Below are 26088 nucleotides of genomic sequence, written 5' to 3'. Positions count from 1 at the left end.
ATCGCTCCAAATTTCAGATGAATGGGCGCCAGGGCCCGCCCTATTATTCTGAAATCGCGAAGAAAGGTGGGCATGCAGACCCGCCTCTGACGGAGACAACATGAACCACTTTCTTGCCATCGAGGCCTTTGTGCGCGTGGCGGAAGCCAGCAGCTTCGCGGAAGCGGCGCGCCAGCTTGGGCTAGCCGGCTCCATCGTGACAAGCCGCGTGCAGCAGCTCGAAAAATTCATCGGCGCGCCGCTGTTCCATCGCAGCACCCGCCACGTGCGCCTGTCGGAGCTGGGCGACGCCTATTACAAGGAATGCGCCGAGGCGGTTTCGCAGCTCAAAAGCCTGACCGACCAGATGCGCGACCTCAATGGCACCCCCACCGGGCGCCTGCGCATCCAGATGCTGCCCGGCTATGCGATCGGGCATTTCGGCGAACTGCTCAATGCTTTCACGCAGCGCTATGGCGGCATCCAGCTCGACATCATCGTCAATGACCGCGTGGTCGACCCGATCGAAGAAGGCTTCGACGTTGCCTTCCAGATCTTTCCGCCGATTTCCGGTTCGCTGATCGAGAAGCGGCTGTTTCCCGTGCGGCGGCTGTTCTGTGCCACGCCGGAATACATCGCGCGGCACGGCATGCCGGTTGTGCCGGCCGACCTGCTGCAGCATACGACAGCGTTGTACGCCGGCTATCCGTCGCGCAACCGCTGGGTGTTCACGCGTAGCGACGAGACGGTGTCGCTGGAGCTGCCCGGACAGGTGCGCTCCAACTCCGTGCACCTGCTGCGCGACTACGCGGCGTCTGGCGGCTGCATCGTTTGCCTGCCGACCCTGGTCGCCAGCACGGACCTCCAGAGCGGGCGCCTGGTTCCCGTGCTAACCGACTATACGCTCGCGCCGTTTCACTTCGCGGCCGTCTATCCCATCACGCAGCGTCATGCCGTCAAGGTGAGGATGCTGGTGGACTTCCTGGCCGAACGCCTGGCCGGCGAGCCGGCGTGGGACATGCCTCTGCTCGCGCGCGGCTGGGTTTCCTGAGAACCTGTTCCGGACGTCGAGCCGAATATTTCCCGTCGCCTTCGTGGCGACGGGGTCGGTGCTTTTGCCCTTCCCTCGGAACAAGAAGCGCCGTTCCCGCATTCCCGGGAACGGCGCTTAATGCAGTGGATCGGCTAAAGCTTCGCTGAGGACCCATTCTTCAGAATTCGCGAAGAGCGCATTCGCCGTTTAGGCAATTGTTGTTGCGATGCGATGGCACCTATTGTTCTGCCAACGACTCTGCCATGACAAAAGGAGACAGTCATCATGACTACCGCATACAGGACCGTGTTCGGCGCCCTCGACAACTACCACAAGGGCAGCATCGAAGTGACCCAGGGCGATGCGCGTCACTACGTGTTTTCCAATGTGTTCGAAGTTGCCGCGAAGGCAAGGCCTTACGAGAGAGTTGTGGTCGGCAAGAACCTCGAATACGTCGTCGAGGTCCTGCGCGCCGAGGGCGAGTCGCCGTGGTTTGCCTGCGCCCATGACGAGTTCGTGATCGCCATGGATGGCGAAGTGCGCGTCGAGTTCATTGCGCCGGACCAGCGCGTGGCACAGGCTGACGGTGCCGTGCTTGCCGGCACGGACCCGGCTGGCCGCAGGATGGGCTACGTGGTCCTGCGCCAGGGCCACCAGAGCCTGCTGCCTGCCGGCTGCGCCTATCGCTTCCTCGCCCCTGCGGCGTGCACGCTGTTGCTGCAGACGAAGCAAGGCACGCTTTCGGTGGAAAAGTGGGCCGAGATCTGTCTGCAGTGACCCCCGCTTTCTGCCTGCCGCATCCCTTCCCTCGCCATCCATTCAGGAGTCCTCTCATGGCCATGCTCGATCTCGCCGACAAGCCGAAAACCCTCAGCAAAGGTTTTGCCGCCGACAAGGTGCAGGCAAGCACGCCCGACCCGGTCACCGGCTACCGCACCTTCACGCTCGGCGCGTTCCGCTTCTCGCGCGACGCCTATTTCACCACCATCCAATGGCCTGCCCTGGGGCAGACCCGCACACACGCCATCCCGGCCGACGCCTTCCTGCGCGCGATGATGCGCGATGTCGCCTGGGGCTTCTTCTACGGCTGGGTCAACTTCGACCATGTGTTCGGCACGCGCAACCATTACGGCAAGGTCGACATGTACGCGGGCGCCTTCAACGGCGTGATGAAGGAGGCCGGTGTCGACTACACCGAGACCTTCGAAACGCCCCTGATCATGGCCACCTTCAAGGCCATCCTGCACGACTGGACCAATGAGGGCTTCGACCCGTTTGCCGCGCCGGAGGAGACCGGCACCGCGTTCGGCAGCAAGCATGGCGAGAACAGCGCCGCCATCGAGCGCACGCGCATCGCCACGCGCCGCATGCCGGGCCTGCCCGACGACTCGCCGCTGCGCGACGACCTGCCGGTCAACCGCGCTTTCCTCGATGTGCCCCAGGACGAGCCCGAAATCCACGCCGAGCCCGGCTTCGAAGGACAGCTGCATGCCTTCAACCTCTTCAAGTACCTGTCGCGCTCCGATGTGACCTGGAACCCCTCGGTGACCTCCGTCTGCGGCCAGAGCCTGTTCTGCCCCACCACCGAGGAGTTCATCCTGCCGGTGTTCCACGGCAACGACCGCGTCGAGTGGTTCCTGCAACTGTCCGACGAAATCATCTGGGACATCGGCGACAAGAACACCGGCGCCCCGCGTGCCCGCATCACTGCGCGTGCGGGCGACATCTGCGCCATGCCGGCCGACATCCGCCACCAGGGCTACTCGACCAAGCGCTCGATGCTACTGGTCTGGGAGAACGCCACGCCGAACCTGCCCAAGCGCTACGAAAGCGGGGAACTGAAGTCCTACCCGGTCGAATTCTGACGGTCCGATTCCCACGCCTCCTTCCGACCGACTTTACGAAGACGATTGCATCATGCAGAACAAGTTATTCATCAACGGCCGCTTTGTCGATGCCATCGGCAGTGGCACCATCGACGTGCTGAATCCGCACGACGGCAGCGTGATCACCGCGATTGCCGCCGCGGAAACGGCTGACGTGGACCTGGCCGTAGAGGCCGCTGCCCGCGCGTTTCCCAAATGGTCGCGCATTGCCGCGGCCGAGCGCGGGCGCCTGCTGCTGAAGCTGGCCGACAAGATCGAAGCTCACACGGAGGAGCTGGCACAGCTCGAATCGCTGGACACCGGACACCCCATCCGCGATTCGCGCATGCTGGACGTGCCGCGCACGGCCGCCTGCTTCCGCTACTTCGGCGGCATGGCCGACAAGCTGCAGGGCTCGGTGATCCCGGTCGAGACCGGCTTCCTTAACTACGTGCAGCGCGCGCCGATCGGCGTGGTGGGACAGATCGTGCCGTGGAACTTCCCGCTGATGTTCACCAGTTGGAAGATGGGGCCGGCACTGGCCGCCGGCAACACCGTGGTGATCAAGCCGTCGGAGCTGACACCGCTGTCCTCCCTGCGCATTGCCGAGCTGATGGCCGAAGTGGGCATTCCCGAGGGCGTGGTCAACATGGTGCCGGGATATGGCCATACCGCCGGCCAGCGGCTGGCCGAGCACCCCGGCGTGGGCAAGATCGCCTTTACCGGTTCCACCGCCACCGGCCGCCGCATCGTCGCCGCCTCGCAGGGCAACCTTAAGCGCGTGCAGCTGGAGCTGGGCGGCAAGGGCGCCAACATCGTGTTCGACGATGCCGACCTGGATGCCGCCGTCAACGGCGCCGCCTGGGCGATCTTCCACAACCAGGGCCAGGCCTGCATCGCAGGCTCGCGCCTGGTGCTGCACGAGCGCATCGCCGATGCCTTCCTCGAGCGCTTTAGCGCACTGGCCGGCTCGATCCGGCTGGGCAACCCGCTCGATCCGGAAACCGAGATGGGTCCGCTGACGTCGGCGCAGCACCGCGACCGCGTGCTGTCGTATGTCGACATTGCGCGCGAACAGGGCGGCCGTGTGCTGGCGGGCGGCAAGGCGCCAGCGGCGCAAGGCTTGTCGGCCGGCTACTACGTCGAGCCGACCATCGTCGAAGCCCGGCCGCATGACCGCGTGGCGCAGGAGGAGGTGTTCGGCCCCTTCGTCACGGTGCTGCGCTTCGGTCATGACGACGAAGCGCTGGCCATCGCCAACGCGACGGAATACGGCCTCGGCAGCGGCCTGTGGACGCGCGACCTGTCGCGCGCGCACCGCCTCGCCGGCGCCATCCGCGCGGGCATGTGCTGGATCAATTGCTACAAGCGCGTCAACCCGGGCAGCCCCTTCGGCGGCTTAGGCCAGTCCGGCTACGGCCGGGAGATGGGCTTCGAGGCCATGCACGACTACACCGAGGCGCGCTCGGTATGGGTCAACGTGGATGCGGTCGTGCCGCCGCATTTCAAGCGCTGAGAGGTTGCGATGGAAGGCTTTGTCTACCAGTGTTCGCCGTCGCGCGTGGTCTTCGGGCAGGGTGCGCTGGCACAGCTGCCTGATGAAGTGGCCCGGCTTGGCGCGCATCGCGCGCTGGTACTGACCACGCCAGAGCAGCGCGGCCTGGGCGAGCGCGTGGCGGCGTTGCTCGGCGAGCGCGCCGCCGGCGTCCATGACCAGGCGGTGATGCACGTGCCGATCGAAGCCGCCCGCGCGGCGCGGGCCGAAGCGCAGCGGCTCGGCGCCGACTGCTACGTGGCCGTGGGCGGCGGTTCCACGATCGGACTGGGCAAGGCCATCGCGCTGGGATCGGCACAGCCGATCCTGGCCGTCCCCACCACCTATGCCGGCTCGGAAGCCACGCCGATCTACGGCATCACCGAAGACCGCCTGAAGACCACCGGGCGGGACCCGCGCGTGCTGCCCCGTACCGTACTCTACGATCCGGAACTCACGCTGACGCTGCCCGCGGCCATCTCAGCGGCCTCGGGCATGAATGCCCTGGCCCATGCCGTGGAAGCCCTGTATGCGCAGGACGCGAACCCGATCATCAGCCTGATGGCCGAGGAAGCGATCCGCGCGCTGGCCGGCGCGCTGCCCGCGGTGGTGCGCAACCCGGTCGATATCGACGCGCGCAGCCGCGCGCTGCATGGCGCCTGGCTGGCCGGCGTATGCCTCGGCAACGTGGGCATGGCGCTGCACCACAAGCTTTGCCACACGCTGGGCGGCACCTTCAACCTGCCGCACGCGCAGACCCATGCCGCCATGCTGCCGCACACCGCGCACTACAACCACGCCGCCGCGCCACAGGCGCTGCTGCGCGCGGCGCGGGCGCTGGGCGGCGAACAGGCTGCCGATGCGGGGCCGCTGCTGTTCAGGCTGAACCAGGCCCTGGGGATCCCGGCGGCGCTGGCTGAAGTCGGCATGCCGGAAGCAGGGCTGGACGAAGCCGCCACGCTGGCCTGCACCAATCCCTACTACAATCCCCGCCCGATCGAGCTGGCGGCGATTCGCGCCCTGCTCGACCGCGCCTGGCGCGGCGAGATGCCGGCCTGAGCGCCCGCCTCGCAGCGCCCACAGGAAAACCATCATGGAGACATCTCACACTGCTGCCGAGGCGGCCCTGACCGAGCAGGTCGTGGCGCGCCTCGCCGATACGCCCGACCCGCGCATGCGCACGCTGATGCAGGCGCTGGTGCGGCACCTGCACGCCTACGTGCGCGAAGTGGAGCCGACCGAGGAGGAGTGGTTCGCCGCCATCCGCTTCCTGACGGACACCGGCAAGATGTGCGACGGACTGGTGCGGCAGGAATTCATCCTGCTGTCCGACACCCTGGGCGTGTCGATGCTGGTCGATGCGATCAACCACCGCCACGCCAGCAGCGCCACCGACACCACCGTGTTCGGCCCGTTCTACATCCCCGGCATGCCCGAGCGCGCCTGCGGCGAGAACATGGCGGCCACGGCAGGCACGCCCGCGCTGGTGCATGGCCTCGTCTGTTCGACCGACGGCACGCCGCTGCGCGATGCCGTGCTCGACGTCTGGGAGACCGCCGCCAACGGCATGTATTCCGGGCAGGACACCGCCCAGCCAGGCGGTAACCTGCGCGGCCGCTACCGCACCGATGCCGACGGCTACTACGCGATCCGCACCATCGTGCCGGTCTGCTACCCGATTCCCACCGACGGGCCCGTGGGCCGCATGCTCGAGGCCACCAACCGTCATCCGTGGCGGCCGGCACACCTGCATTTCATGATTGATGCCCCCGGGCATCGCACGCTGGTGACGCACCTGTTCAACCAGGGCGATCCCTATCTCGCATCGGACGCGGTGTTCGGCGTCAAGCCGTCCTTGCAGGTCGCCTACGCGGAGCGCGCTGCCAGCCATCCGCTGGCCGGGCGATTCGGCTTCGACAGCCCGTTCCGCGAAGCGCGCTACGACTTCGTGCTCGAGCCACGGTGAGCCTCATGTCACGCTTCTACGCCATCTTCGCCACTGACAAGCCGGGCATGCGCGCCGTGCGCGAGCGCGTGCGCCCCGCCCACCGTGCCTACCTGCGCGCCGCCGCCGACCACCGCGTATTCGTGCGCCTGGGCGGGCCGACCCTGGACGCACAGGACGAGACCATGAACGGCACGCTGCTGGTCATCGAGGCCGAGCATCTCGACGATGTGGAACGCTTCCTGTGCGGCGACCCCTACATGCACGCCGGCCTGTTCGAGCGCATCGAGATCCGGCCCTGGGACTGGAGCCTGGGCAACCCCGAGAGGCGGGTGTAGATCATGCATGGCGCCCTGTTGTGCCGGCTCGCATCCATACCCGACGGCGGCGCCTGCGTGGTCGACGCCGGCCACGCCGACGGCACTGGCGTGGTGGTCATCCGCCGCGGGCACGATGCCTGGGCCTACCTCAACCGCTGCCCGCACTTCTCGGTATGCCTGGACTACGAACCAGGCGAAGTGCTGACCTATGACGGCCAGGTGCTGATGTGCGCCCATCACAGCGCGCTGTTCCGCTTCGAGGACGGCCGCTGCATCGAAGGGCCGTGCGCGGGCGCTGCGCTGACGCCGGTGGCGATCCGCGTGGTCGACGGCGAGGTGCGCTGCGCCGCGGGCATGCCGGCGGTGCCCTGACCGGCGCTGCACGGCACGGCAAGGCAACGATCCGGAGCAAGAGGCAATCCGCCTCGCAATACGGCGCCAGGAAAGCTCGCGCCGCAGGGGCTTTTTTTCCCCCGATACAACGACAGGAGACAGGAGACCATGAACTCGCATCCCGATGGCAAGCGCCGTGCCCTTGTGAAGCTCGCGGCGGGTGGCGCGCTCGCCGCTGCCGCACCAATGCTCGTGCCGCTGGCGCGGGCAGCCGGTTCCCGCACGCTGAAGATCGGCTACGTGTCGCCGCAGACTGGTCCGCTGGCGCCATTCGGCGAGGCCGACCGCTTCATCATCCAGCAGATGCAGGCCGCACTGAAGTCCGGCACGGCCGTCGGCGGCAAGACGTACCCGGTCAGCATCCTGGTGAAGGACAGCCAGTCCAACCCCAACCGCGCGGGCGAGGTGGCGAGCGACCTGATCCTCAAGGACAAGGTCGACATCATGCTGGTCTCCGGCACCCCCGAGACCGCCAACCCCGTCTGCGATGCGTGCGAGCTGAACGAGACGCCATGCGTATCCACCGTAGTGCCGTGGCAGCCATGGTTCTTCGGCCGCAAAGGCGATCCGAAGAAGGGCTTCAACTTTACCTACCACTTCTTCTGGGGGCTGGAAGATGTGGTCAGCGTCTACACCGCCATGTGGCAATCGGTGCAGACCAACAAAGCGGTTGGGGGACTGTTTCCGAATGACGGTGACGGCAATGCCTGGGGCGATGCCCAGGTGGGTTTTCCGCCTGCGCTGACGCAGAAGGGCTTTACGCTGATGGATCCCGGCCGCTTCCAGAGCATGACGCAGGATTTCTCCGCACAGATCGCGGCCTTCCGCCAGGCCAACGCGCAGATCCTGACCGGCGTGGTGATTCCGCCCGACGCGCGGAACTTCCTGGTGCAGGCGCGCCAGCAGGGCTTCCGACCCAAGGTCATTTCGATCGGCTAGGCACTGTTGTTCCCGAGCGCGATCGAGACGCTGGGCGGCCTGGGCGACGGCCTCTCGACCGAGGTCTGGTGGTCGCCGTCACACCCATTCAAATCGTCGGTGACGGGCCAGTCGGCGCAGCAGCTGGCGGCCGACTACGAGAAAGCCAGCGGCAGGCAGTGGACCCAGCCGCTCGGCTTCGCCCATGCGCTGTTCGAGATCGCCGTCGACACGTTCCGGCGCACGAAGGACATCGATTCCAACATCGCCGTGCGCGATGCGCTGGCGGCGACGAACGTCAACACCATTGTCGGCAAGGTGGCCTGGGGCAACGGGCCAGTCAGGAACGTCGCCAAGACGCCGCTGGTGGGCGGGCAGTGGATCAGGGGGCAGAAGCACAGGTTCGATCTGGCCATCGTCAGCAACCAGCAGGCGCCCGCGGTACCGCTGAGCGGCCCGCTCAGGACGCTTGCCTGAGTACGGAGGCCAGATCATGCTTCCCCTGCTGCAACTTGACCGGGTCTGCAAGCGCTTCGGCGCGCTGACGGTGACCGACGACATCAGCTTCGGCGTCCGGGCCGGCGAGACCTACGGCATCCTCGGCCCGAACGGTGCGGGCAAGACCACGCTGCTGAACCTGGTCAGCGGCGACATCCGCCCGGACCAGGGCACCGTGTCCTTTAACGGCGCCGATATCGGCCACCTGCCGCCGCACCGGCGCTGCGTGGCCGGCATCGGCCGCTCATACCAGGTGCCGCGCCCATTCGGCGGCATGACGGTGTTCGAGAACCTGCTGGTGGCGGCGACCTTTGGCGGACAGATGCCGGAGCGGGACGCCTATGGCATCTGCGCGGACGTACTGGCACGCACCGGGCTCAAGGCCAGGGCCAACAGCCTGGCGGGCAGCCTGACGCTGCTCGACCGCAAGCGCCTGGAACTGGCGCGCGCGCTGGCCACGCAGCCCCGCCTGCTGCTGCTCGACGAGATCGCGGGCGGCCTGACGGAGCCGGAAACGCGCCAGCTGATCGACGAGATCCGACAGGTGAAGGCGGCCGACGTCACCATTGTCTGGATCGAGCACGTCGTGCACGCGCTGCTGGCGGTTGCCGACCGCCTGCTGGTGATCAACTTCGGCAGCAAGCTGGCCGAGGGCGCCCCCGCCGACGTCATGGACAACCCTGACGTGCGGCGCGTCTACCTTGGCCTGGAGGCCTGACCATGAACCCACTGCTGCAAACCCGGAACCTGGCCGCCGGCTATGGCGACTTCCAGGCACTGTTCTGTATCGACGTGTCCGTCCGCGCCGGCGAGATCGTCGCGCTGATCGGCGCCAACGGCGCCGGCAAGTCGACCTTCCTGAACGCCATCGCTGGCCTGGTCCGGCCGGCGTCCGGCCAGATCCTCTACAAGGGCGAGCCGATTGGCGGGCTGCCCGCTTCGCGCATCGTTTGCAAGGGCATCGCCCTGGTGCCGGAGGGCCGGCGCCTGTTTTCCAGCCTGAGCGTGGAAGAGAACCTGCTGCTCGGCGCCTACAGCGGCCGGCCCGGGCGCTGGGACCTCGACGCGGTGCTCGGCCTGTTTCCCGCCTTGCGCGAGCGGCGCCACCATGCAGCCACCGCACTGTCCGGCGGGCAGCAGCAGATGGTAGCGATCGGCCGCGCGCTGATGAGCAACCCCGAGCTGCTGATGTGCGACGAGCTGTCGCTGGGCCTGGCCCCGGTGATCGTGCGCGAGATCTACGCGGCGCTGCCGGCCATCGTCGCCGGTGGCACGAGCGCCATCGTCGTCGAGCAGGACGTGCGGCTGGCGCGCCAGGTTTCTTCGCGCTTCTACTGCCTCCAGGAAGGCCACGTGCGTCTCGAAGGCGATTCCGCCAGCGCCTCCGACGAGGCGATCACCGAGGCTTATTTCGGAGTCCACGCATGAATACATTGCCCGACATCCTGGTCCAGGGCGTGCTGCTGGGCGCGCTGTATGCCCTCTTTGCCATGGGGCAGTCGCTGGTGTTCGGCGTGATGCGGCTGACCAACATCGCCCATGGCGACTTCATCGTGCTACTGGTGTTCCTGCTGTTCGCGCTGACGGCAATCGCGCAACTGCCGCTGGCAGTGGCGGTGGTTCTGCTGGTGGTGATCGCGTTCGCCGCTGGCTACCTGCTGCAGTACACGTTGCTGAACCGCGTGAGCAGCCGCGATCCGCTGCCATCGCTGATGGTGACATTCGGCCTGTCGATCGTGATCCAGAACGTGCTGCAGGAGTTGTTCTCGGCCGATCCGCGTTCGATCGGCGCCGGTGGCTTCGAGTCGCGCAGCGTACTGCTGCCCGGCGGCATCAGCGTCGGCTACCTGCCGCTACTGACGCTGGTGGCCACCGTCGCGATCACCGTCGCACTGCAGTGGGTGTTCGGCAGGACCGCGCTCGGCCGTGCATTCCGCGCCACCTCTGACGACCGCGAGATCGTGCAGCTGATGGGCGTGTCGCACCGGCCCACCTATGCGCTGGCGATGGGCATTGCCTTTGTCCTGATCGCGGTGGCCGCAGGGTTCTATGCCATGCGCACCGCGGTATCGCCTTCAGATGGGCCGGCGCTGCTGCTGTACGCGTTCGAGGCGGTGATCATCGGCGGCATGGGCTCGTTCTGGGGGACCTTCCTTGGCGGCCTCGCGCTGGGCGTGGCCCAGCAGATCGGCTTCCATCTCGATCCCGGCTGGGGCGTCTGGCTGGGCCACGTCATGTTCCTGGCCGTGCTGGTGGCGAGGCCGCAAGGCTTGCTGCCGAAGACCGCGTAGGCGTACCGGAGAGACACTAAAATGGCTGAACCCGCAAACCGCCCCGTGCACGGCTTTGAAGTGCACCGCTCCACCCGCGCCAGCAAGGTGGCGATGCTGGTCCTGCTGCTGGCCGCCGTGGTCATCGCCAGCACGCCGTATTGGGCCGGGCGCGATACCCTGCGCGACTTCACGCAGATCGCCTCGTACCTGATCTTCGCCATGATGTGGAACCTGCTCGCCGGTTACGGCGGCATGGTGTCGATCGGCCAGCAGGCGTTCTTCGGCATCGGTGGCTACGCCATGCTGGTGCTGGCCAACTTCTGCGGCGTGTCGCCGTTCCTGGCGGTGCCGTTGGCGGCCGGCCTGGCCATGCTGATCGCCGCGCCGGTGTCGCGCATCGCATTCCGGCTCGATGGCGGCTACTTCGCCGTGGGCACGTGGGTGATCGCGGAAGTCTTCCGGCTCGGCATGGCCAACGTTTCCGCACTAGGCGGCGGATCGGGCACCAGCCTGACCGCGCTGCAGGGCATTCCGCGCGCCACCCGCGAATCGCTCACCTTGTGGCTGGCGCTGGCGGGTGTGCTCGGCAGCATCGCCCTGCTCTACTGGTTCCTGCGCGCCAGGCCCGGACTGGCGCTGACCGCGATGCGGGACAACGCCGTGGCGGCCGGCAGCCAGGGCGTCGACGTGCGCCGCGTGCGGCTCGTGGTGTATCTGGTAGCCGCGGCCGGCACCGCGTTCGCCGGCGGCCTGTACTTCCTCGGCAACTTGCGGATCTCGCCGGACGCGGCGTTCTCGGTGAACTGGACGGCGTTCGGCATCTTCATCGTGCTGATCGGCGGGCTGGGCACGCTGGAAGGCCCCATCATCGGCGCGCTGGTCTTCTTCCTGCTAAACAAATACCTGTCGGACTACGGCACCTGGTACCTGATCGGCCTCGGTATCATGGCAATCGCGGTGGCGATGGTCTTTCCCGGTGGCATCTGGGGCTATCTGTCGCGGCGCTTCGGCCTGCAACTGTTTCCGGTCGGGCGGCGCGTGGTGTTTGGCGGCCTACCCGGAGCGCCCGACTCGCGGCATCCGGCCGCCAGCCGCCTTGACAGCGCGCCGTGCGCACCCACGGCAAAGGAGAGTGCATAACCGCAAACCGCGAATCCGCCACCAGTGCCGAGCGCACAAAGAGAACACGAAAAAAATCCGGAGGAAACATGAACAAAGCAACAGCACGATCCGCATGCCTGCTCGCTGCGATGCTGCCGGGACTGGCTGCGGCACAGAGCAGCGTCACCATTTCAGGCCTGATCGATGGTGGCATTGGCTATGTCAACAACCAGCACGGCAGTGCCACCACGCTGTTCGGCAGCGGCGTACTCGCACCCAACAACCTGCTCACATTCAAGGGGGCCGAAGACCTGGGCGGGGGGCAACAAGGCCCTACGCGGTTAGATGCACAGGTCGGTAAGGCTGTTCGCCTATAGCCCTTGTCTGCTATCGCGTTCAAAGCGGCCACTCAATTGACGTGGCGCAACGCCAAAGGGTCGGATGGGGCCGGCCGGATGCCGGCACTATGCAGCTTGGGTCGCTCTTACGGGCCATTTGGTGTCGTCGTTCCAAACTTGTGTGCCCGCGCGAGCGCGGGGGCGGTAGCTCGCCGGCGTCGCCTACATCACCACCCCGCGGTTGCCGAACTCGAGGCCGACAGCTTGTGCCGTTGCTGGGCGACTATGTGCCAGCGCCGGCGGAGGGCAGCGTGGTCCATTCCAGGCTGCTCCAGCGGTCCGGCTTTGAGTTCCCGTCGCTCGACGGCCGCTGGTTCTCGCGCCACGACCTTCCGAAGGTTGACCTCCATCCCGCATTCCTTCGGGAAGCCCTGCAAGAGAACGACTCCGGCATCAAGCACTTCGTTCAGCGCGGCTGAAGGTCTTGACCTTCGAAGCAGCCGTAGAGATTCCCTCGGGTCGACGGGCGGTTCAGGAGCCGGCGAGAGCCGACCGAGTGGCGTCGTGCCGAGTTTGATCGTTGGCCATATGGATTCGAAACAAGCCCTAGTCATCGCTATAGCTGTCCGACGGGCGCGATGGTACTGCAGACAGCGCGCACTCGCGATGCATGGCCAACCTATCGGCACAGCGCCATCAGTTGTACCCACGCCTGCGCATGAGCCGGATCGAGCCACGCCGTCAGCGCCACCGCGCACAGGCCCGCCAGGCTGAGCACCGACAGCCACACGCCGAGCGCCGGTCCGCAGCGCGGCCTCATGACCGCGCCGGCGCGAGGCCGGTCCTGACGATCTGCCGGTCGTCGATCGGCCAGTGCAACGCCGCGGCCAGTACGCCCAGCGCTATGGAGCCGAACCAGACCGGGTCGTACGAGCGCGTCAGCTCGAACACCAGCCCGCCTAGCCATACGCCGAAGAACGAGCCCAGTTGGTGGCCGAAGAACACGCATCCGAACAGCGTGGCGAGATAGCGCACGCCGAACACCTGTGCGAGGATCCCGTTGGTCAGCGGCACGGTGCCGAGCCATAGGAAGCCCATCGCAGCGCAGAACAAGTACAAAGTGGGCGCGCTCAGCGGCAGCAGCAAGAACAGCGCCATCGCCGCGGTGCGCGCGAGGTAGATCCCAGCGAGCAGGTATTTCTTGCTGTGGCGGCCGCCCAACAGGCCGAACACGTAGATGCCGGCTACATTGGCGAGCGCGATGATGGCGAGCGCGGCCATGCCATCGGCCGGACGCATGCCGCGGTCCAGCAGATAGGCGGGCAAGTGGCTGGCGATGAAGGCGAGCTGGAAGCCGCAGGCAAGAAAGCCAAGGTTGAGCAGCCAGAAGCCGGAATGGCCGAAGGCCTCGCGCACCGCGCCGAGCAGCGGCGGCTGGCCGCCGGCAGCATTCGCCGCGTTCGCCTCATCCCTGGCCGGCGCCGGTGCGGCGGCGATCCGGTCCTGGAATGGCAGCGCAAGCGGCAGCAGCACGGCCAGTGCCACGGCGAGCATCAGCAGCGTGGAAGCCCATCCCGATACGACCAGCAGTCCCTGTGTGGCCGGCACCAGTGCGAACTGCGCGATGCCGCCGATGGCGCCGGCCTGGCCCAGCGCGCGGCTGCGCTGCGCGGCGTCGGTCATCCTGCTCAGCGCGCCATAAACCACGCCGAAGGTCGTGCCGGACAGCGCCATGCCGATACAGACGCCTGCCGACCAGACGAAGGCCGGTGACGTGCCCGCCTGTGTCATCCCATACAGTCCGACTGCATACAGCGCCAGTCCGCCGGCCATCACTTTCCACGAGCCGTACCGGTCGGCCAGCATGCCGGTGAAGGGCTGCACCACTCCCCAGGTCAAGTTCTGCACCGCCATCGCAAAGCCGAAGGTCTCGCGGGTCCAGCCGCGCTCGGCGATGATGGGCAGCAAGAACAGACCCTGCACGTGGCGCACGCCCAGCGCCAGCCCCATCAGCAGGCCGCCCGCCAGCACGAGCACCCACAGCTCCCGCCACCACGGCGTGGCGGCCTGTGGCGAGGCGATGGCAGCGGACGAGTGCGGCAGGCGGAAAGTCATGACGGCCCCTTGTCGGATGATGGCGCGGCAAGCGCGCGATGGCTCTATTCCAGCCGCCCTGGCGCCGTGCTTCAAGCGATCATTTAGTCGTTTTGCCATGCGCGCCGCGCATGGCAAACGCGACGCGGATCGTGCTGTAATGGTGGTTCGCGTGTCAGCCAGGAGGCCATCGCATGTCTGTCCCGCTCGTCCGACTGTTTCCGCTCGACCTGCTCAAGGGCTTCGTCGCCGTCGGCCGACGCATGAGCATTACGCAGGCAGCGGACGATCTGTGCCTGACGCAGTCGGCGGTAAGCCGGCAGATCCACGCGCTGGAGGAGCAGCTGAAGGTGCCGCTATTCGTGCGCAAGCATCGCGGCGTGGCGTTCACTGCCGAGGGCGAACGGCTGTTTCGCAGCGCCGACAGCGCGCTGCAGCAGCTGCAGGACGTGGTGGCCGAGGTGCGTCGCAACGAGGGCCAGCGGTCGGTCACGGTCACCGCCAGCATCGGCGTGACCGGCTTGTGGCTGCTGCCGCGGCTGGGGAACCTGCAGAAGACGCATCCGCATCTGGATGTGCGCCTGTCCGCCAGCAACCGTATCAGCGACCTGCGTGCCGAGGGCATTGACCTCGCCGTGCGCTATTGCCGCGACGCCGCGGCGCCGCCCGACGCCGTGCGCCTGTTCGGCGAGAACATCGCCCCGGTCGCCCATCCGTCGCTCGTAGCCGAGGTCGACCAGCACGACGATGCGCTGCTCCAGCTGCCGCTGCTGGAATTTGACGATCCCCGTCCGTGGCTGCAATGGCGCAGCTGGCTCGAGCCGCGCGGCTACCGTCAGGCGAGCCAGCACGGCATGCTTCGCTTTAATCAATACGACCAGGTCATCCACGCGGCGCTGGCGGGACAGGGCGTCGCGCTGGGCCGGCTCGAGCTGGTGCGGCCCCTGATCGATGACGGTCATCTGGTGATCGTGCCGACGGCGCTACAAGCGCCGCCGAGCCCGAACGCGTACTGGCTGATCCATGCCTCCGCCCATCCGCGCGACGACGTCAAGCGCGTGGCCGAATGGATTTGCCGGGAAGCCGCACACACCGTCAGGACACCCGCGCGCCCCGCAGCCACCTGAGCCACGGCCAGCCGGCGCGGCGCTGGAGCGGCGGCGCTTCGATCCGGCACAACGCGGGGCCGGCGCCGTGCAGCGCGCTGAGAAACACGTCGGCGTCGCCGTGCAGCCGATAGCGCTCGCCGGGCGCGAGCAAGACGTCCGGGGACGGCCGGTCCCGCGCTTCGAACGTCAGCCATAGGCTGCCGCCGCGGCAGACCAGTTCCGCGCCGGCCGGCAGTCGCAGGCGCAGGCATTCCGCTTCAAGGGAAAGGGTGCATGACATGAAAGGCTCCGGTTGGCCTTTCAATTGTGCGAACCCGCGTCGTGGCTTGCCATGAGCATTGCGTCGGCCGGCCATACGTCAGCGGCATGCAAGGCGCGACAGGCCCGCCGCATGGGCTTCAAATATGAACTATCAGCATTACCGTGTGGACCTTGCCTGGCATGCCAAGCCGCCCAGCGGCGACCTTGACGCCGAGGCTCGCCAGGAACAATTGCGGGTTCGCATCGGCTCGCCCGATGTTCGCATCGCCGCCGTCGTGATTCCTCCGCGCTCTTTGCCGTGCTGCACCTCGGAGCGCAGATTGGCAGCTGGTGTTGCACACCTACAATGCTTCCGAAGGCAAGAATGGGCAGATATCGTGCGTCGCTCAGGCGCAAAGGCAGACCAGTAGGACACCAGGGTTGCCGGCGAATCGGCCGCCCCTCGCATCAGCTATTCGCCAACGCCGATTGCCGACCCTGGCTCTGCGCCGTAGGTGGCAGCATACGCTGAGGTCCTGCGCGACGTGCTTGGCGACAGCGACGCTCGCCCCGATGCGCTGCAGAGCGCCGGGGCGCCGGGTAAGGTCAAAGCCTCGCCGCTGGTGCGGGAGGCCACTTCATAACATTCACGCTGAACAGGCCAGGTCGCAGGCCGGGCCAGTATTTGGAAAAACTCTGAAAGCTCATGAGGGCCCTTGGCTGCCAGCCAAGCGAAGGGCCGTGCGACCAAGCTCTGAATTCACTCCGCGATGGCGATGATCTGGTTCAGTTGCTCGCAGACGGCAGCAAAGACCTCCAAAGGCGCCTGCTTCCAGGGGTGAGGCTTTGCGTTGCGGGCTCGCCAATCGAACGACTTAGGTTGATGGGCCAGGACGTAGCTGTCCTTTCCCTTCGGCCCTTGAAACTTGATCGCAAACGGATTGGTCTCGTTGTAGGCTGCCGTAGTCATCGGCAAGCCAATAACGATACTAGTCCGTTCATTAAACGGCCGCGGTGAGAGAACAAGCATCGGATGCATATCCTTCATCTCGCGGCCGGCTTGCGGATTGCAGTCGATCCAAATAATGTCGCGTCGTTCGGGCGCCCATAGCTTGCCCCCCATTACATGGCCTCCGCGCCCACACGCTGCGTGGCCATGGCTTCGCCGCCGTGCTTGATAGGGTCAAACAGAGCAAGCTTTTCCGCGAGAGTGAGGGCACGACGACCAACTGGTCGAACTGTTACACCAATCTCATCGACGGACACCTCCACTTCCTGACCCTCGACGAAATGTGCAGAACGAGCCACCGCAGTGGGGATCCGAACCGCCAAGCTGTTGCCCCATTTTTGAATCGTTAGGGTTGCGCTTTTTCGCATGATACAAGCCTCGAAAAGATGTTGATACAAGTATAAACATAATGAGGCCATGTTTCAACGCGTATCTACTTCGCTCATCTATCTCTTCCATGGAGGTCGATCGCTCGAAGGACGTGACCATCTCCGGCGGGAAGAACCGAGACGTGTTCGACCGTCACGCTGTGCTGATTGCCGCTGTAGTGGCACAGCTGGATGCACATGGGGGCGAGTCTTCGTGCGCAGTCATCGAACTGAGCCGGCTATCGATGTGCGGCCGGCGCGCTGATCGCCGATGCCGTCAGCGGCGATGCCTCACGATTCTTTTGGCGAATACAGCATCACCGCTTTTCGGCGGGGCTGTCTTGCGCACGCTCGCACTGGTGTTGGGGATGTGGTACCACAAACTGCGGGCTCTGATCTGAGGCTGCGTACATGCAAATACCATGCTGCAACCGCCCCAACGTGCCTTCATGACTGGTGCCCTATCCTATGGATCTTGCAGGGCGCCCGCTCCCCCTGCATTTCCTAAGCCTGCCCGAGGTAATCCGCGCCGGTCCCATGTCACGGGGCCATCCGCGCTAGTTCGATTCACATCGAGGCCATCCCCGGCGGGCAAATTGGTCATTGAAGCACAGCCAACTGACCAGCAGCGGCGCCTCCAATATCTGGAGCCGCTAGTTCAACCCTGCCTCGGGATCAGGTCGGCATGGAGGTCAGCGACAACGCCATTGCAATCTGGACACAGCGCGACGGCTAGCTTGCGGGGGCGCCGTCGGATGAAGCGCTGGCCGTATGGGAGCTGAGCTAACTGGCCAGCAACAGCGTCTGGACTAGCCGTTTCGGCGCCAGCGGTAGCTGCGATGCAGCCCGGCGAGCTTGAGCGCGACGCCGGGGTCGACCAGTCCCAGGGCGACCCCGCCATTGCCATGGACGGCAGGGGCAACGCCACGCGGGTGCGGGGGCAGTCGGATACGGCGAACGACACCATGCAGAGCACCCTGGAGTCAGCGGTATACCTCGGCGTGGCAAAAACCAGGGTCCAGGTGGCGCCGTTCACACCGTCAAAAATCCTGGCAAGCCGCTACACGGCAGGCAGGCTGGGGGGCGGAGGTTTTTTTGCTATGCCCAAATGACGTCGGCGTGCAGAACCTGCGTCCGCAGCCGAGGGTGACCTGGGGCCACACGACAATGCGCTGCTGGCAAGCCTGGCGCCGGCCAACAGTGCCTGGGTGCCGCTGCGGTACTGTTCGACGCCAGCACGCGAACCCCGAGCCTGCGGGAGGCCCCTTCATGACACGCACGCAGAAAGGCCAAGTCCCAGGCATCGGGAATCGGGGATCCGGCACGACCGCTGGCGAATCTGTGCGGCAAGGCCAGCACGCCGCAAGGCATCAAACAGGAATTCTCCGAAGATGCCATTTCTCCGACTTCAGCAAGGCGACTGACTGCGCCCCGGCGCTGTGCAGCCGAACGCGCGAAGGAGTTTGCCGGCCAGCCCGCCTACCTGAGTGGCGCCGCGTCGGGCTCCGGTTACCTCACCGGCGCCATGCTGCCGCAGCCGCGTTTCGCCACTGCCAGTTTCGACATGATGGCGATTAGCAAGCGCCGAGCAACTTTGCCAGCTTTCGAGCTTCCGCCAGTATTCGCGACCGAGGTGGCCCGGTGTTTGTGCGATTCGTAAAAGGCTGGCGTGGATGTTTTGGATCGCGTGGTCACCTGATAGCAGTTCACCTTTCCCGCATTCCAGAGGCTAGTCACCGACCAGCGCGAAACAGATCAGCACGGGAAAAGATGGTCTCGCCCCGGCTGCGATAGCCCTTATTCGCCCCTTAGAAATTATCGGCATTGCGTTTTGGTGTGCATTTCGCGCCGGTAATACTGACGAGTGCGCAAAATTTGTTAAGAATCAGTATCTTATCGTGCGTAGCCGGCGTCTCTCTGCCCCAGCCGAGGGGGCAACGGATGGGCTCGGTCTCGTTGCGGAATGCCTGGCAGACCTTGGGACTTCGGTGCCGCGACGGTTACCAATGCGTGCCGGCAGCCGTGACGTCCCCGTCAACGAAATGGGTGACTCTGCGGTCGTGCTTGTGCCGCGCGGCCTTAACGGACGCGAACCGGACCAGGGCCGAGACGCATTCCACCCCGCAAAGATGCCACTCCGGCCTTCGACCCCTTTCTCTGCGGCGCACTGACTTTGTTTGTCATTATCCGAATAATGGTAACTGAATGACTGGTCTGGCTATAATGCGTCGCATTGGGCTGGAGAGCCGCCGCGGGCCTGGCCCGGCGACGCGCCGACCTGCCTCCCACCGCCGCCTTGGCCCGCCATGACGACTGCCCAGACTCCCCTGCCCCTGCTGCCGATGGATGCCTCGGCGCTTCCGCCGAATGCGCTGGCTAGCCCGGTACTGCCAGCCGGTCTCTCCGATGCCGAGCTGGTGCGCGCCTGGCTCGAAACCAAGTCCGCCGGGGGTCTCGGTCTTCGCACCAGCACGCGTAGTCAGTACGAACTCGAGGCGCGCCGACTGCTCTGGTACGCGCACGCGATCGGCCGGCCGCTCGCCACCTGGCAGGTCGCGCATGCCAGCAGCTACCTAGCCTTCCTGCGCGACCCGCCGGCGCACGCGGTCGGCGACGGCCGAGCGCGCCGCGCCAACCCTGGCTGGCGGCCGCTGCGCGGCCCACTTTCCGAGGCGTCGCGGCGCCAGAGCGCAGTCATCGTGGGCATCCTGTTCGACTGGCTGGTACGGGTCGGGGCGTTGCGAGTTAATCCGTTCGTCATGGTTCCGCGTGCTCGTGCCGTTACCGGCCCGGGCTCGCAGCGGCGCTTCCTCGAACTGGAACAGGTCGCCGCGGTATTCGAAGTGATCGAGGGTCGCCCGGCGCCGACGTTGTGGGCGCAACTGCACAAGGCGCGCGACCGCCTGTTGCTTGCGCTGCTGGTCCAGACCGGGCTGCGCGCCTCCGAGGTTACCGTGCTGACGTGGGCGGACTTCGAACTCCAGCCTGGCCGGTCACGCGCCTTCTGGACTGTGCGCATCCGGCAGGCGAAGGGTGGAGACGATCAGCTGGTGCCGTGCGACAACGCGATGGACGAACTGGCGCGCTTCCGTCGCCTAGTGGGGCTGCCGCCCGCGCCGAGCGCCACTGACACCATCGCGGTCATCCCGGCGATCAGGGTCGGCCGTCAGCGCGCCGCGCCGATAGCCGACCCGATTGAGCTACATGCAATGCTGGGCCGGCCGCTCCGTACGCGCCAGGGCATCTACGCGATCGTGCGCTCGGCCTTTGCCGAGGCGGCCGACCGCCTAGAGCGAGAGCACCAAGGCGAGCAGGCGGCCAGGCTGCGCGCCGCGTCGACGCACTGGCTGCGGCATACCCATGCCACGCAGCTGCTACGCGCTGGCGTGCCGGTGACCGACGTGCAGCGCGCCTTGCGACATCGCGACATCAACACTACGCGGCGCTACACCCACGAGGCGCTGGAAGACGTGGCACTCGCGTTGGCCGGCAAGATTCCGGGCGCCGCGTAGGGGGCTTCCTCGAAGGACACTCTCGTATTCGGCTCGATTGCCAAGCATTCCCCGCAGTTGGGCCAAGCTGCGCCGCATACTCGCACGCGCTAGCGGGATCCTTCGGTGCATTCGGTCGAATTGGCCGTGACTTGATGACGTAGACAAGCGCCGCCCCGGCGACTCTTTCCACTGAGCGCTGAAGCAAGAATTGTGTCGGTATGCAGTGCTGCGCTGGGGATTCTTCTCTCTTCCCAGGCTTGGCTGCACCCCATCTGTGTGGCCTGCTGCCCCGCACGCGCTCAGACATACCCTTGGGAGCCGGGCCGTCGGCCGCGAAACAGTACCCCGTCTGAGAGCAGAAGCGGCTCGTCTCGGCGATACGCAGCGGCATGCGACGTGGGTCCATCGGCCGCTTGGCTAAGCGTCTCTGCAAGTTCGCGCCAAGTGGGCACGGCGCCGGCAACTCGCCGCGCTCTATCGCAAGCGAACGTGGCACTCATGGCTAGGCGGTGACCCGGCCTTCCTCGGGTGAAGGGGTCAGCCTGGCGGCGGATATACCGCTACCCAAATCCACTTTCTCAACTGTCGTGACCTCCCGGGACTTTGAGGTACGGAGACGGCTTTCCCAGCTTGGTGCCGTTGGGCACATCACCAAACAGTTGTGGCATCCGCGAGCGGCACTTGGCACCGTCCCAACTTGGGAAGGTCATGAGCCGGACTTGGCCCCGTCCCAGCTAGGGAAGGTCTGCGAACCGCCCCGCTCACCGTCCCATCGGGGAAGGTCTGCGAGCGGCAATTGGCAGCGTCCCAACTTGGGAGAGCCGGCGAGCTGCAATGTGGGGGGCCGTCCCACCCCGCATTGGGAGCGCCAGCGAGCCGCGCCGGGACCGTCCCACCGAGAAAAGGTCTGCGATTGGCACCGAAGCGTCCCAACTTGGGAAAGTCTGCGGCCTGCGTGTCCGCATCTTGGGAACGTCGGCAAGCCGGGCCTGGACCGTCTTAACTTGGGAAACTCGATGAGCTGCGACTACCACTGCCCCAGCTTGGGAAGGTCTTCGAGCCGCACGTGGTCACCGTCCTACCGTGGGAAGGTCCGCGACTCCCTGAAGCGTCCCAACTTGGGAAGGTCGGCCGGCATGGGGCGCCGTCCTTGGAAACGTCGGCTTGGCGCGCCGGACCGTCTTAACTTGGGAAACTCGATGAGCTGCGACTACCACTGCCCCAGCTTGGGAAGGTCTTCGAGCCGCACGTGGTCACCGTCCTACCGTGGGAAGGTCCGCGACTCCCTGAAGCGTCCCAACTTGGGAAGGTCGGCCGGCATGGGGCGCCGTCCTTGGAAACGTCGGCTTGGCGCGCCGGACCGTCCCAACTTGGGAAACTCGATGAGTTGCGGCTACCACTGTCCCCGCCTGGGAAGGTCTTCGAGCCGCACGTGGCACCGTCCTACCGTGGGAAGGTCCGCGACTCCCTGAAGCGTCCCAACTTGGGAAGGTCGGCCGGCATGGGGCGCTGTCCTTGGAAACGTCGGCTTGGCGCGCCGGACCGTCCCAACTTGGGAAACTCGATGAGTTGCGGCTACCACTGTCCCCACCTGGGAAGGCCTTCGAGCTGCACGTGGCACCGTCCTACCGTGGGAAGGTCCGCGACTCCCTGAAGCGTCCCAACTTGGGAAGGTCGGCCGGCATGTGGCGCCGTCCTTGGAAACGTCGGCTTCGCGCGCCGGACCGTCCCAACTTGGGAAACTCAAAGAGCTACGGCTACCACCGTCCCAACTTGGGAAGTCTTCGAGCCGCACGTGGCACCGTCCTACCGTGGGAAGGGCTGCGGCACTGAAGTGTCCCAACTTCGGAAAGTCCGCCTGCATACATGTGGTGCCGCCTTGGGACGTCGGGAACTGCGCCTGGACCGTCCCAACTTGGGAAACTCGACGACCCGCGGCTAGTAGCACCGTCCCACTTGGGAAGCTCCGCGACCCCGCAGTCAGAATTTGGAAACTCGAGCCGCATTTGGTACCGTCCCCAACTTGGGAAGTTTGCAAGGCGGCGCCTACCAACGCCCTTAATTGAGAAAGCCCGCTAGCTCCCGCGATAGTTGGCGTCGAAAAGACAAAAAAAGCCCGCTCGCGGCGGGCCATGTATTTCTAGGGGAGCTTATTTGGGCTGGTGGTGGAACGTCTCGCTAATAAGCTCACGTATCTGCGTCTCCAGGGCTGCGGTTAGCACCCCAGCTTTAATTTTCACCGTGAAGCCGTTGACGTCCTTCGTAATGGAACCTGCTTGTTCCTTGCCCGAGAAGAATTTGTCAATGCTTCGCTCACTCGCGGCGCTTGGCTCCGAAGCGCGCCGGGTCGCAAGTGCCTTGATAGCGCCAGCGGCTTTCCCTTGCTCCATCTTTCCCGATGCAACCAGTGGCCAAATCTCTTTAGCGGCATCATTCCCCGCCTCGCCATACTTTCGGATTGTTGTGACGATTGCTTCCGCCGCACTCCCACCGAGCAGACGCGGCTGAAGGTCGAGGTCCTGCAACACGAAATCTGGCAATTGCCCGAAGCTCAGGAACCGATAGAGGCCGCTTTTGGACAGCCCAAGCGCCTCCGCGAGTCGCACACGCGACGGAAATTCCTTCTCCGTCTGCCGAATAGACAGGGCGATTTCATAGTCGGACAGGTCATCGCGGCTGATGTTTTCCACCATCGCGAGCACTGCCATATCGGCGTCAGAACACTCCACGACAACCGCCTTGATCGTATCGAGCCCGAGCATTTTGTGAGCGCGCCACCGGCGCTCACCCGCCACGATTTGGTAGCCGCCTTCAGCGCGGCGGACCACGATGGGCTGCATCAGCCCGACTTCACGAATCGACTCCGCCAGTTCCGAGAGCTTGGATTCGTTGAAAACGCGCCGCGGCTGCCACGGATTCGGCCCGATATCCGCAACAGCGAGTTGCGAAGCGACGCCGGCCGCCTCCAACTCCTGGACACGGATCTGCGCTACGGCCAATGCGCCAGCGAGGCCCGGTGCCGTCTGCGTCCGGTCGTTACGCTTGACCTCGTCCTGCTGAATCGCCGAGGTCTTCCGGATGCTGGCCGTCTTGGCCAACAGCTGTTCCCGCATATTGCTCATTGCGCGTTCCTCCACTTTTCCGCATAGATTTCGTCCAACCATCGGCAGTATTCGACAATCGGCTGGCGCACTCGCTGCAGCGACTTGGCTGCGCTATGCGTGCTGCTCACATCAAAAACTGTTGAGAACGCCAGAGCTCCGGTGCTCATCACTGAACTCGCCGGCACTTCAATCGAATGCAGCCAGCTCTCATAAGCGCTCTGAGCCCAGGCTCGTACGATGGGGGCGGACGAAGTGCGCCCATAGTCGACCTTCGAGAGCAGCAACGAGACGAAGTCGTATTTCTTGTCCGCCTCGTATTTGATGAAGCTCTTGGAGACGTCTGAAAACAGGCGCCAGAATGACAGCGAGCTGATGAAGTCCAGATTCTCAGGGACCATCGGCATGACCATCGCGTCTGCAGCCAGCAAGGCGTTCAGGTTAAGGTACGAAAGCGACGGCGACGTATCCATGAGGATGTAGTCGTAGTCCTTCCGCAATGGCTCCAACCCCTCCCGTAGTACGGTCCAGAAACGAAAGCCCGGCTTCATCTTCTGCATAGCGGGCAGATGGAACTCTGCCCCAATCAACTCGGTGTGCGCTGGAATAATGTCAAGGCCATCCCAATAGGTCGACTGAACGCGTGCCTGCAGCCCACCTTCGATCTGCTGGTCATAGATATACGGCAGGATGGTGTCTTCCGGCGTGACGTCTTTTTCGGCATACAAGCCACAGAGCTCCGAGAGCGAGGCTTGAGGGTCGAGGTCGACCACCAGAACTTTTCGGCCGCGCAATGTCAACCCCTGGGCAAGACACATCGTCGTGGTGGTCTTGGCCGACCCACCCTTGAGCTGTGCGGTAATGACGATTTTTCCTTCAGGCTGTCTCGTTCCAGTGACGAGCGGCGTCTGATAAATGTCCGAGACCTTCTGAACCCAGATGCGAGCCTCCGCCAGTGTGAAGGTCCTGGTACGCCCGGTACCGGCCGCAGTACCAGGGGGCAGTTCGCCATCCCCCTTGGTCGCCAGATACTGAACTTGGGAGTGTGAGATGTTGCACATCTCCGCAATCTCCCCTGTCTTGAAAATCGGTGCGGTTTTTCTTGGCCGCGGTGCGAGAATCGTCTCGCGAAGTTCATCCGTAAAAATGGTGACCTTTTCCGCGAACTGGGATATCTGCTCAAGCGGTACAGTTCGGTCGACTGCAGGAAGTTGGCTCGTTTTCACCATTCTGAGGTTTTTCCGGAAAATTCGAGAAAGCTCACAATACAGGAAATACTTGAGCCGCGGCTCATAAACCGCTGTTTTTTAAACAAAGACTCTTCAAAAACCACAGTTTTGCCTAAATTTTAGGCACTTCCTGTAAGCCCCGGGGGTCACAAAGGGCAAGTCAGCCTGCAGGGTTCCTTCCGTCCCTTGGAGGCGGTCACCGAAAAGTGGCACAAATGACCTCACCTTCAATGGTCCGCATCCTTGAACCCCATCGGCAAGGTGAGGTCGTTTGTGCAATTCAGCGGAGCTCCACAGCTGTACTTGCACCGAGGCGGCACAATCAACCTCACCTTCATTTGCCCCGTGAGGCCCAGGGGTAGTGCGGAAGGGAGTAGGTTCCTTGTTTGTGCACAATCGACCTCACCTTTGCCCTGTCGGACAAAAAAGCCTCAGCAGGGAAGCCAGTCAAGGTGAGGTTCTTTGTGCCGCTTAACGCCCTGGCTTCCGCGCTGCACAAACAACCTCACCTTCGTGACACGTTGAATGCGTTATCCAAGACGAGCAGCGGGGAGGGCGGCCCGAGGGGTGGCCCGCAAGGGCGTGCCCCCGATACAGCACAATGAGCCTAACCTTGAGCCGTGGTCCTTCTGTGGCGCAATGGTGAGGTTCATTGTGCGACTGCACGTTTGGAAGTTGGGGTCAGCACAATGAACCTCACCTTCAATCCTGCACAAATAACCTCACCATGATGCTGGGCGCCCGGGTGCATACGTCTATGTGCACGCTTCGCGCGTGCCATTTCCTGCGGTCGTAAGGGGGATTTTGTTCGGCCGCACGAGCACTTGCTCCGCTTCCTGCCCTGAGCTAGGGCCTATAGGAAAGCCAGGAATGCATCCAAGGATGCCGGCTCGGTACCGCAAGTCTGGTGCTCCGCAGTGAGCGGCTGGTATGCGCGGACAGGTTTCATGGACTGGGGTCCGGTGTTGGTTAGGTTTTTTTGGAACTAAACAAGCCAACCTACAAACAAGGAACGCCGACTTCCTTGTTTATCAATGACTTAACATTCAAAAGGTGAAGTTCATTGTGTCAGAGGTGAGGTTTGCTGTGCTGCAATGGTGCAGTTTACTGTGTGGGCAAGGTGAGATCTGTCCAACAACAAGGTGAGGTTCGTTGTGCTCGTGCCACGAAGGTGAGATGGATTGTGCGTGATCTGTGGAGATGTCTTAGCTACCCAAGCTAGACAAGGGCTAGAAGGAAACGGCCTA

At 64.8% G+C, this 26088-nt stretch carries 27 protein-coding genes; 20 read left to right on the top strand and 7 right to left on the bottom strand.

Translation table 11 applies throughout. The features are described 5' to 3' along the window. Positions 1-100 precede the first annotated feature (100 nt). From K307_RS22550 to K307_RS22480, 16 genes are all read left to right on the top strand, one after another. Positions 101-1030: a LysR family transcriptional regulator gene (locus K307_RS22550; RefSeq protein ID WP_042882957.1), complete on the top strand. Its 930-nt coding sequence runs from the start codon at positions 101-103 to the stop codon at positions 1028-1030. 267 nt (positions 1031-1297) lie between these two features. After that, positions 1298-1789 (top strand): hypothetical protein, encoded by a 492-nt coding sequence (locus tag K307_RS22545; RefSeq protein ID WP_042882955.1) that lies wholly within the window; start codon positions 1298-1300, stop codon positions 1787-1789. 62 nt (positions 1790-1851) lie between these two features. Further along, a complete protein-coding gene (locus K307_RS22540) occupies positions 1852-2877 on the top strand; it encodes a hydroxyquinol 1,2-dioxygenase (RefSeq protein ID WP_419187172.1) in 1026 nt (341 codons plus the stop codon). Positions 2878-2929: 52 nt separating this feature from the next. Beyond that, on the top strand, positions 2930-4393 hold the full coding sequence (locus K307_RS22535) for an aldehyde dehydrogenase family protein (RefSeq protein ID WP_042882951.1): 1464 nt from the start codon (positions 2930-2932) through the stop codon (positions 4391-4393). 9 nt (positions 4394-4402) lie between these two features. Further along, on the top strand, positions 4403-5470 hold the full coding sequence (locus K307_RS22530; protein ID WP_042882949.1) for a maleylacetate reductase: 1068 nt from the start codon (positions 4403-4405) through the stop codon (positions 5468-5470). A 34-nt stretch (positions 5471-5504) separates the two neighbouring features. Beyond that, a complete protein-coding gene (locus tag K307_RS22525) occupies positions 5505-6377 on the top strand; it encodes an intradiol ring-cleavage dioxygenase (RefSeq protein WP_042882947.1) in 873 nt (290 codons plus the stop codon). Positions 6378-6382: 5 nt separating this feature from the next. After that, the gene (locus tag K307_RS22520) at positions 6383-6694 is read left to right on the top strand and encodes a YciI family protein (protein WP_042882945.1); all 312 of its coding nucleotides are present in this window, start codon (positions 6383-6385) and stop codon (positions 6692-6694) included. Between the two features lie 3 nt (positions 6695-6697). Then, positions 6698-7048 (top strand): Rieske (2Fe-2S) protein, encoded by a 351-nt coding sequence (locus K307_RS22515; RefSeq protein WP_042882943.1) that lies wholly within the window; start codon positions 6698-6700, stop codon positions 7046-7048. A 129-nt stretch (positions 7049-7177) separates the two neighbouring features. Continuing rightward, positions 7178-8008 carry an ABC transporter substrate-binding protein gene (locus tag K307_RS49700; RefSeq protein ID WP_230626003.1) on the top strand — a complete coding sequence of 277 codons (831 nt, stop codon included), beginning with the start codon at positions 7178-7180 and terminating at the stop codon, positions 8006-8008. A 6-nt stretch (positions 8009-8014) separates the two neighbouring features. Further along, complete coding sequence (locus tag K307_RS49695) at positions 8015-8464, top strand: hypothetical protein (protein WP_230626001.1); 450 nt, start codon at positions 8015-8017, stop codon at positions 8462-8464. A gap of 16 nt (positions 8465-8480) precedes the next feature. Then, positions 8481-9203 carry an ABC transporter ATP-binding protein gene (locus K307_RS22505; protein WP_042882941.1) on the top strand — a complete coding sequence of 241 codons (723 nt, stop codon included), beginning with the start codon at positions 8481-8483 and terminating at the stop codon, positions 9201-9203. 2 nt (positions 9204-9205) lie between these two features. Continuing rightward, on the top strand, positions 9206-9913 hold the full coding sequence (locus tag K307_RS22500) for an ABC transporter ATP-binding protein (RefSeq protein WP_042882939.1): 708 nt from the start codon (positions 9206-9208) through the stop codon (positions 9911-9913). After that, entirely contained in the window at positions 9910-10776 is an 867-nt protein-coding gene (locus K307_RS22495) for a branched-chain amino acid ABC transporter permease (protein ID WP_042882937.1), read from the top strand. The genes K307_RS22500 and K307_RS22495 overlap by 4 nt, the downstream gene beginning before the upstream one ends. Positions 10777-10797: 21 nt before the next feature. Beyond that, the gene (locus K307_RS22490; RefSeq protein ID WP_063771709.1) at positions 10798-11898 is read left to right on the top strand and encodes a branched-chain amino acid ABC transporter permease; all 1101 of its coding nucleotides are present in this window, start codon (positions 10798-10800) and stop codon (positions 11896-11898) included. Between the two features lie 68 nt (positions 11899-11966). Continuing rightward, positions 11967-12236 (top strand): porin, encoded by a 270-nt coding sequence (locus K307_RS22485; RefSeq protein WP_080745165.1) that lies wholly within the window; start codon positions 11967-11969, stop codon positions 12234-12236. Between the two features lie 272 nt (positions 12237-12508). Continuing rightward, positions 12509-12676, top strand: coding sequence for a hypothetical protein (locus tag K307_RS22480; RefSeq protein WP_155301255.1), 168 nt, complete (start codon positions 12509-12511; stop codon positions 12674-12676). Positions 12677-12876: 200 nt separating this feature from the next. On the opposite strand, the gene K307_RS47950 is transcribed toward K307_RS22480, so the two are convergent. Together K307_RS47950 and K307_RS22475 are read right to left on the bottom strand one after the other, a co-directional pair. Then, entirely contained in the window at positions 12877-13017 is a 141-nt protein-coding gene (locus tag K307_RS47950; protein WP_155301254.1) for a hypothetical protein, read from the bottom strand. After that, positions 13014-14312: an MFS transporter gene (locus K307_RS22475; protein ID WP_042882931.1), complete on the bottom strand. Its 1299-nt coding sequence runs from the start codon at positions 14310-14312 to the stop codon at positions 13014-13016. The genes K307_RS47950 and K307_RS22475 overlap by 4 nt, the downstream gene beginning before the upstream one ends. Before the next feature lie 173 nt (positions 14313-14485). Here K307_RS22475 and K307_RS22470 point away from each other — a divergent pair, with 173 nt between their 5' ends. Beyond that, positions 14486-15418, top strand: coding sequence for a LysR substrate-binding domain-containing protein (locus K307_RS22470; protein WP_042882929.1), 933 nt, complete (start codon positions 14486-14488; stop codon positions 15416-15418). On the opposite strand, the gene K307_RS22465 is transcribed toward K307_RS22470, so the two are convergent. After that, positions 15387-15680, bottom strand: a complete 294-nt coding sequence (locus K307_RS22465) for a DUF2917 domain-containing protein (protein ID WP_042882926.1) — start codon at positions 15678-15680, stop codon at positions 15387-15389. The genes K307_RS22470 and K307_RS22465 overlap by 32 nt on opposite strands. A gap of 475 nt (positions 15681-16155) precedes the next feature. On the opposite strand from K307_RS22465, the gene K307_RS50405 reads away from it, so the two are divergent. Further along, positions 16156-16284, top strand: a complete 129-nt coding sequence (locus tag K307_RS50405) for a hypothetical protein (RefSeq protein ID WP_268989219.1) — start codon at positions 16156-16158, stop codon at positions 16282-16284. Between the two features lie 116 nt (positions 16285-16400). Here the strand turns inward: K307_RS50405 and K307_RS22460 are convergent, their stop codons facing one another. Continuing rightward, complete coding sequence (locus K307_RS22460; protein WP_042882925.1) at positions 16401-16763, bottom strand: type II toxin-antitoxin system PemK/MazF family toxin; 363 nt, start codon at positions 16761-16763, stop codon at positions 16401-16403. After that, positions 16763-17017 (bottom strand): AbrB/MazE/SpoVT family DNA-binding domain-containing protein, encoded by a 255-nt coding sequence (locus K307_RS22455; RefSeq protein ID WP_042883333.1) that lies wholly within the window; start codon positions 17015-17017, stop codon positions 16763-16765. Before K307_RS22455 ends, K307_RS22460 begins: the two co-directional genes overlap by 1 nt. 839 nt (positions 17018-17856) lie before the next feature. Between K307_RS22455 and K307_RS22445 the strand changes: the two genes are divergently transcribed. Both K307_RS22445 and K307_RS22440 read left to right on the top strand, forming a co-directional pair. Next, entirely contained in the window at positions 17857-18129 is a 273-nt protein-coding gene (locus K307_RS22445) for a hypothetical protein (protein ID WP_042882921.1), read from the top strand. Between the two features lie 1194 nt (positions 18130-19323). Further along, on the top strand, positions 19324-20529 hold the full coding sequence (locus K307_RS22440) for a tyrosine-type recombinase/integrase (RefSeq protein WP_042882920.1): 1206 nt from the start codon (positions 19324-19326) through the stop codon (positions 20527-20529). A gap of 2132 nt (positions 20530-22661) precedes the next feature. Here the strand turns inward: K307_RS22440 and K307_RS22435 are convergent. Both K307_RS22435 and K307_RS22430 read right to left on the bottom strand, forming a co-directional pair. Next, complete coding sequence (locus K307_RS22435; protein ID WP_042882919.1) at positions 22662-23633, bottom strand: ParB/RepB/Spo0J family partition protein; 972 nt, start codon at positions 23631-23633, stop codon at positions 22662-22664. Continuing rightward, positions 23630-24841, bottom strand: a complete 1212-nt coding sequence (locus tag K307_RS22430; RefSeq protein WP_196251608.1) for a ParA family protein — start codon at positions 24839-24841, stop codon at positions 23630-23632. The genes K307_RS22435 and K307_RS22430 overlap by 4 nt, the downstream gene beginning before the upstream one ends. Positions 24842-26088 lie beyond the last annotated feature (1247 nt).

Origin of the sequence: Cupriavidus necator A5-1, from assembly GCF_000744095.1 — a bacterium.
GTDB classification, from domain to species: domain Bacteria; phylum Pseudomonadota; class Gammaproteobacteria; order Burkholderiales; family Burkholderiaceae; genus Cupriavidus; species Cupriavidus necator_A.
This window is presented reverse-complemented; position numbering and strand designations above follow the sequence as displayed.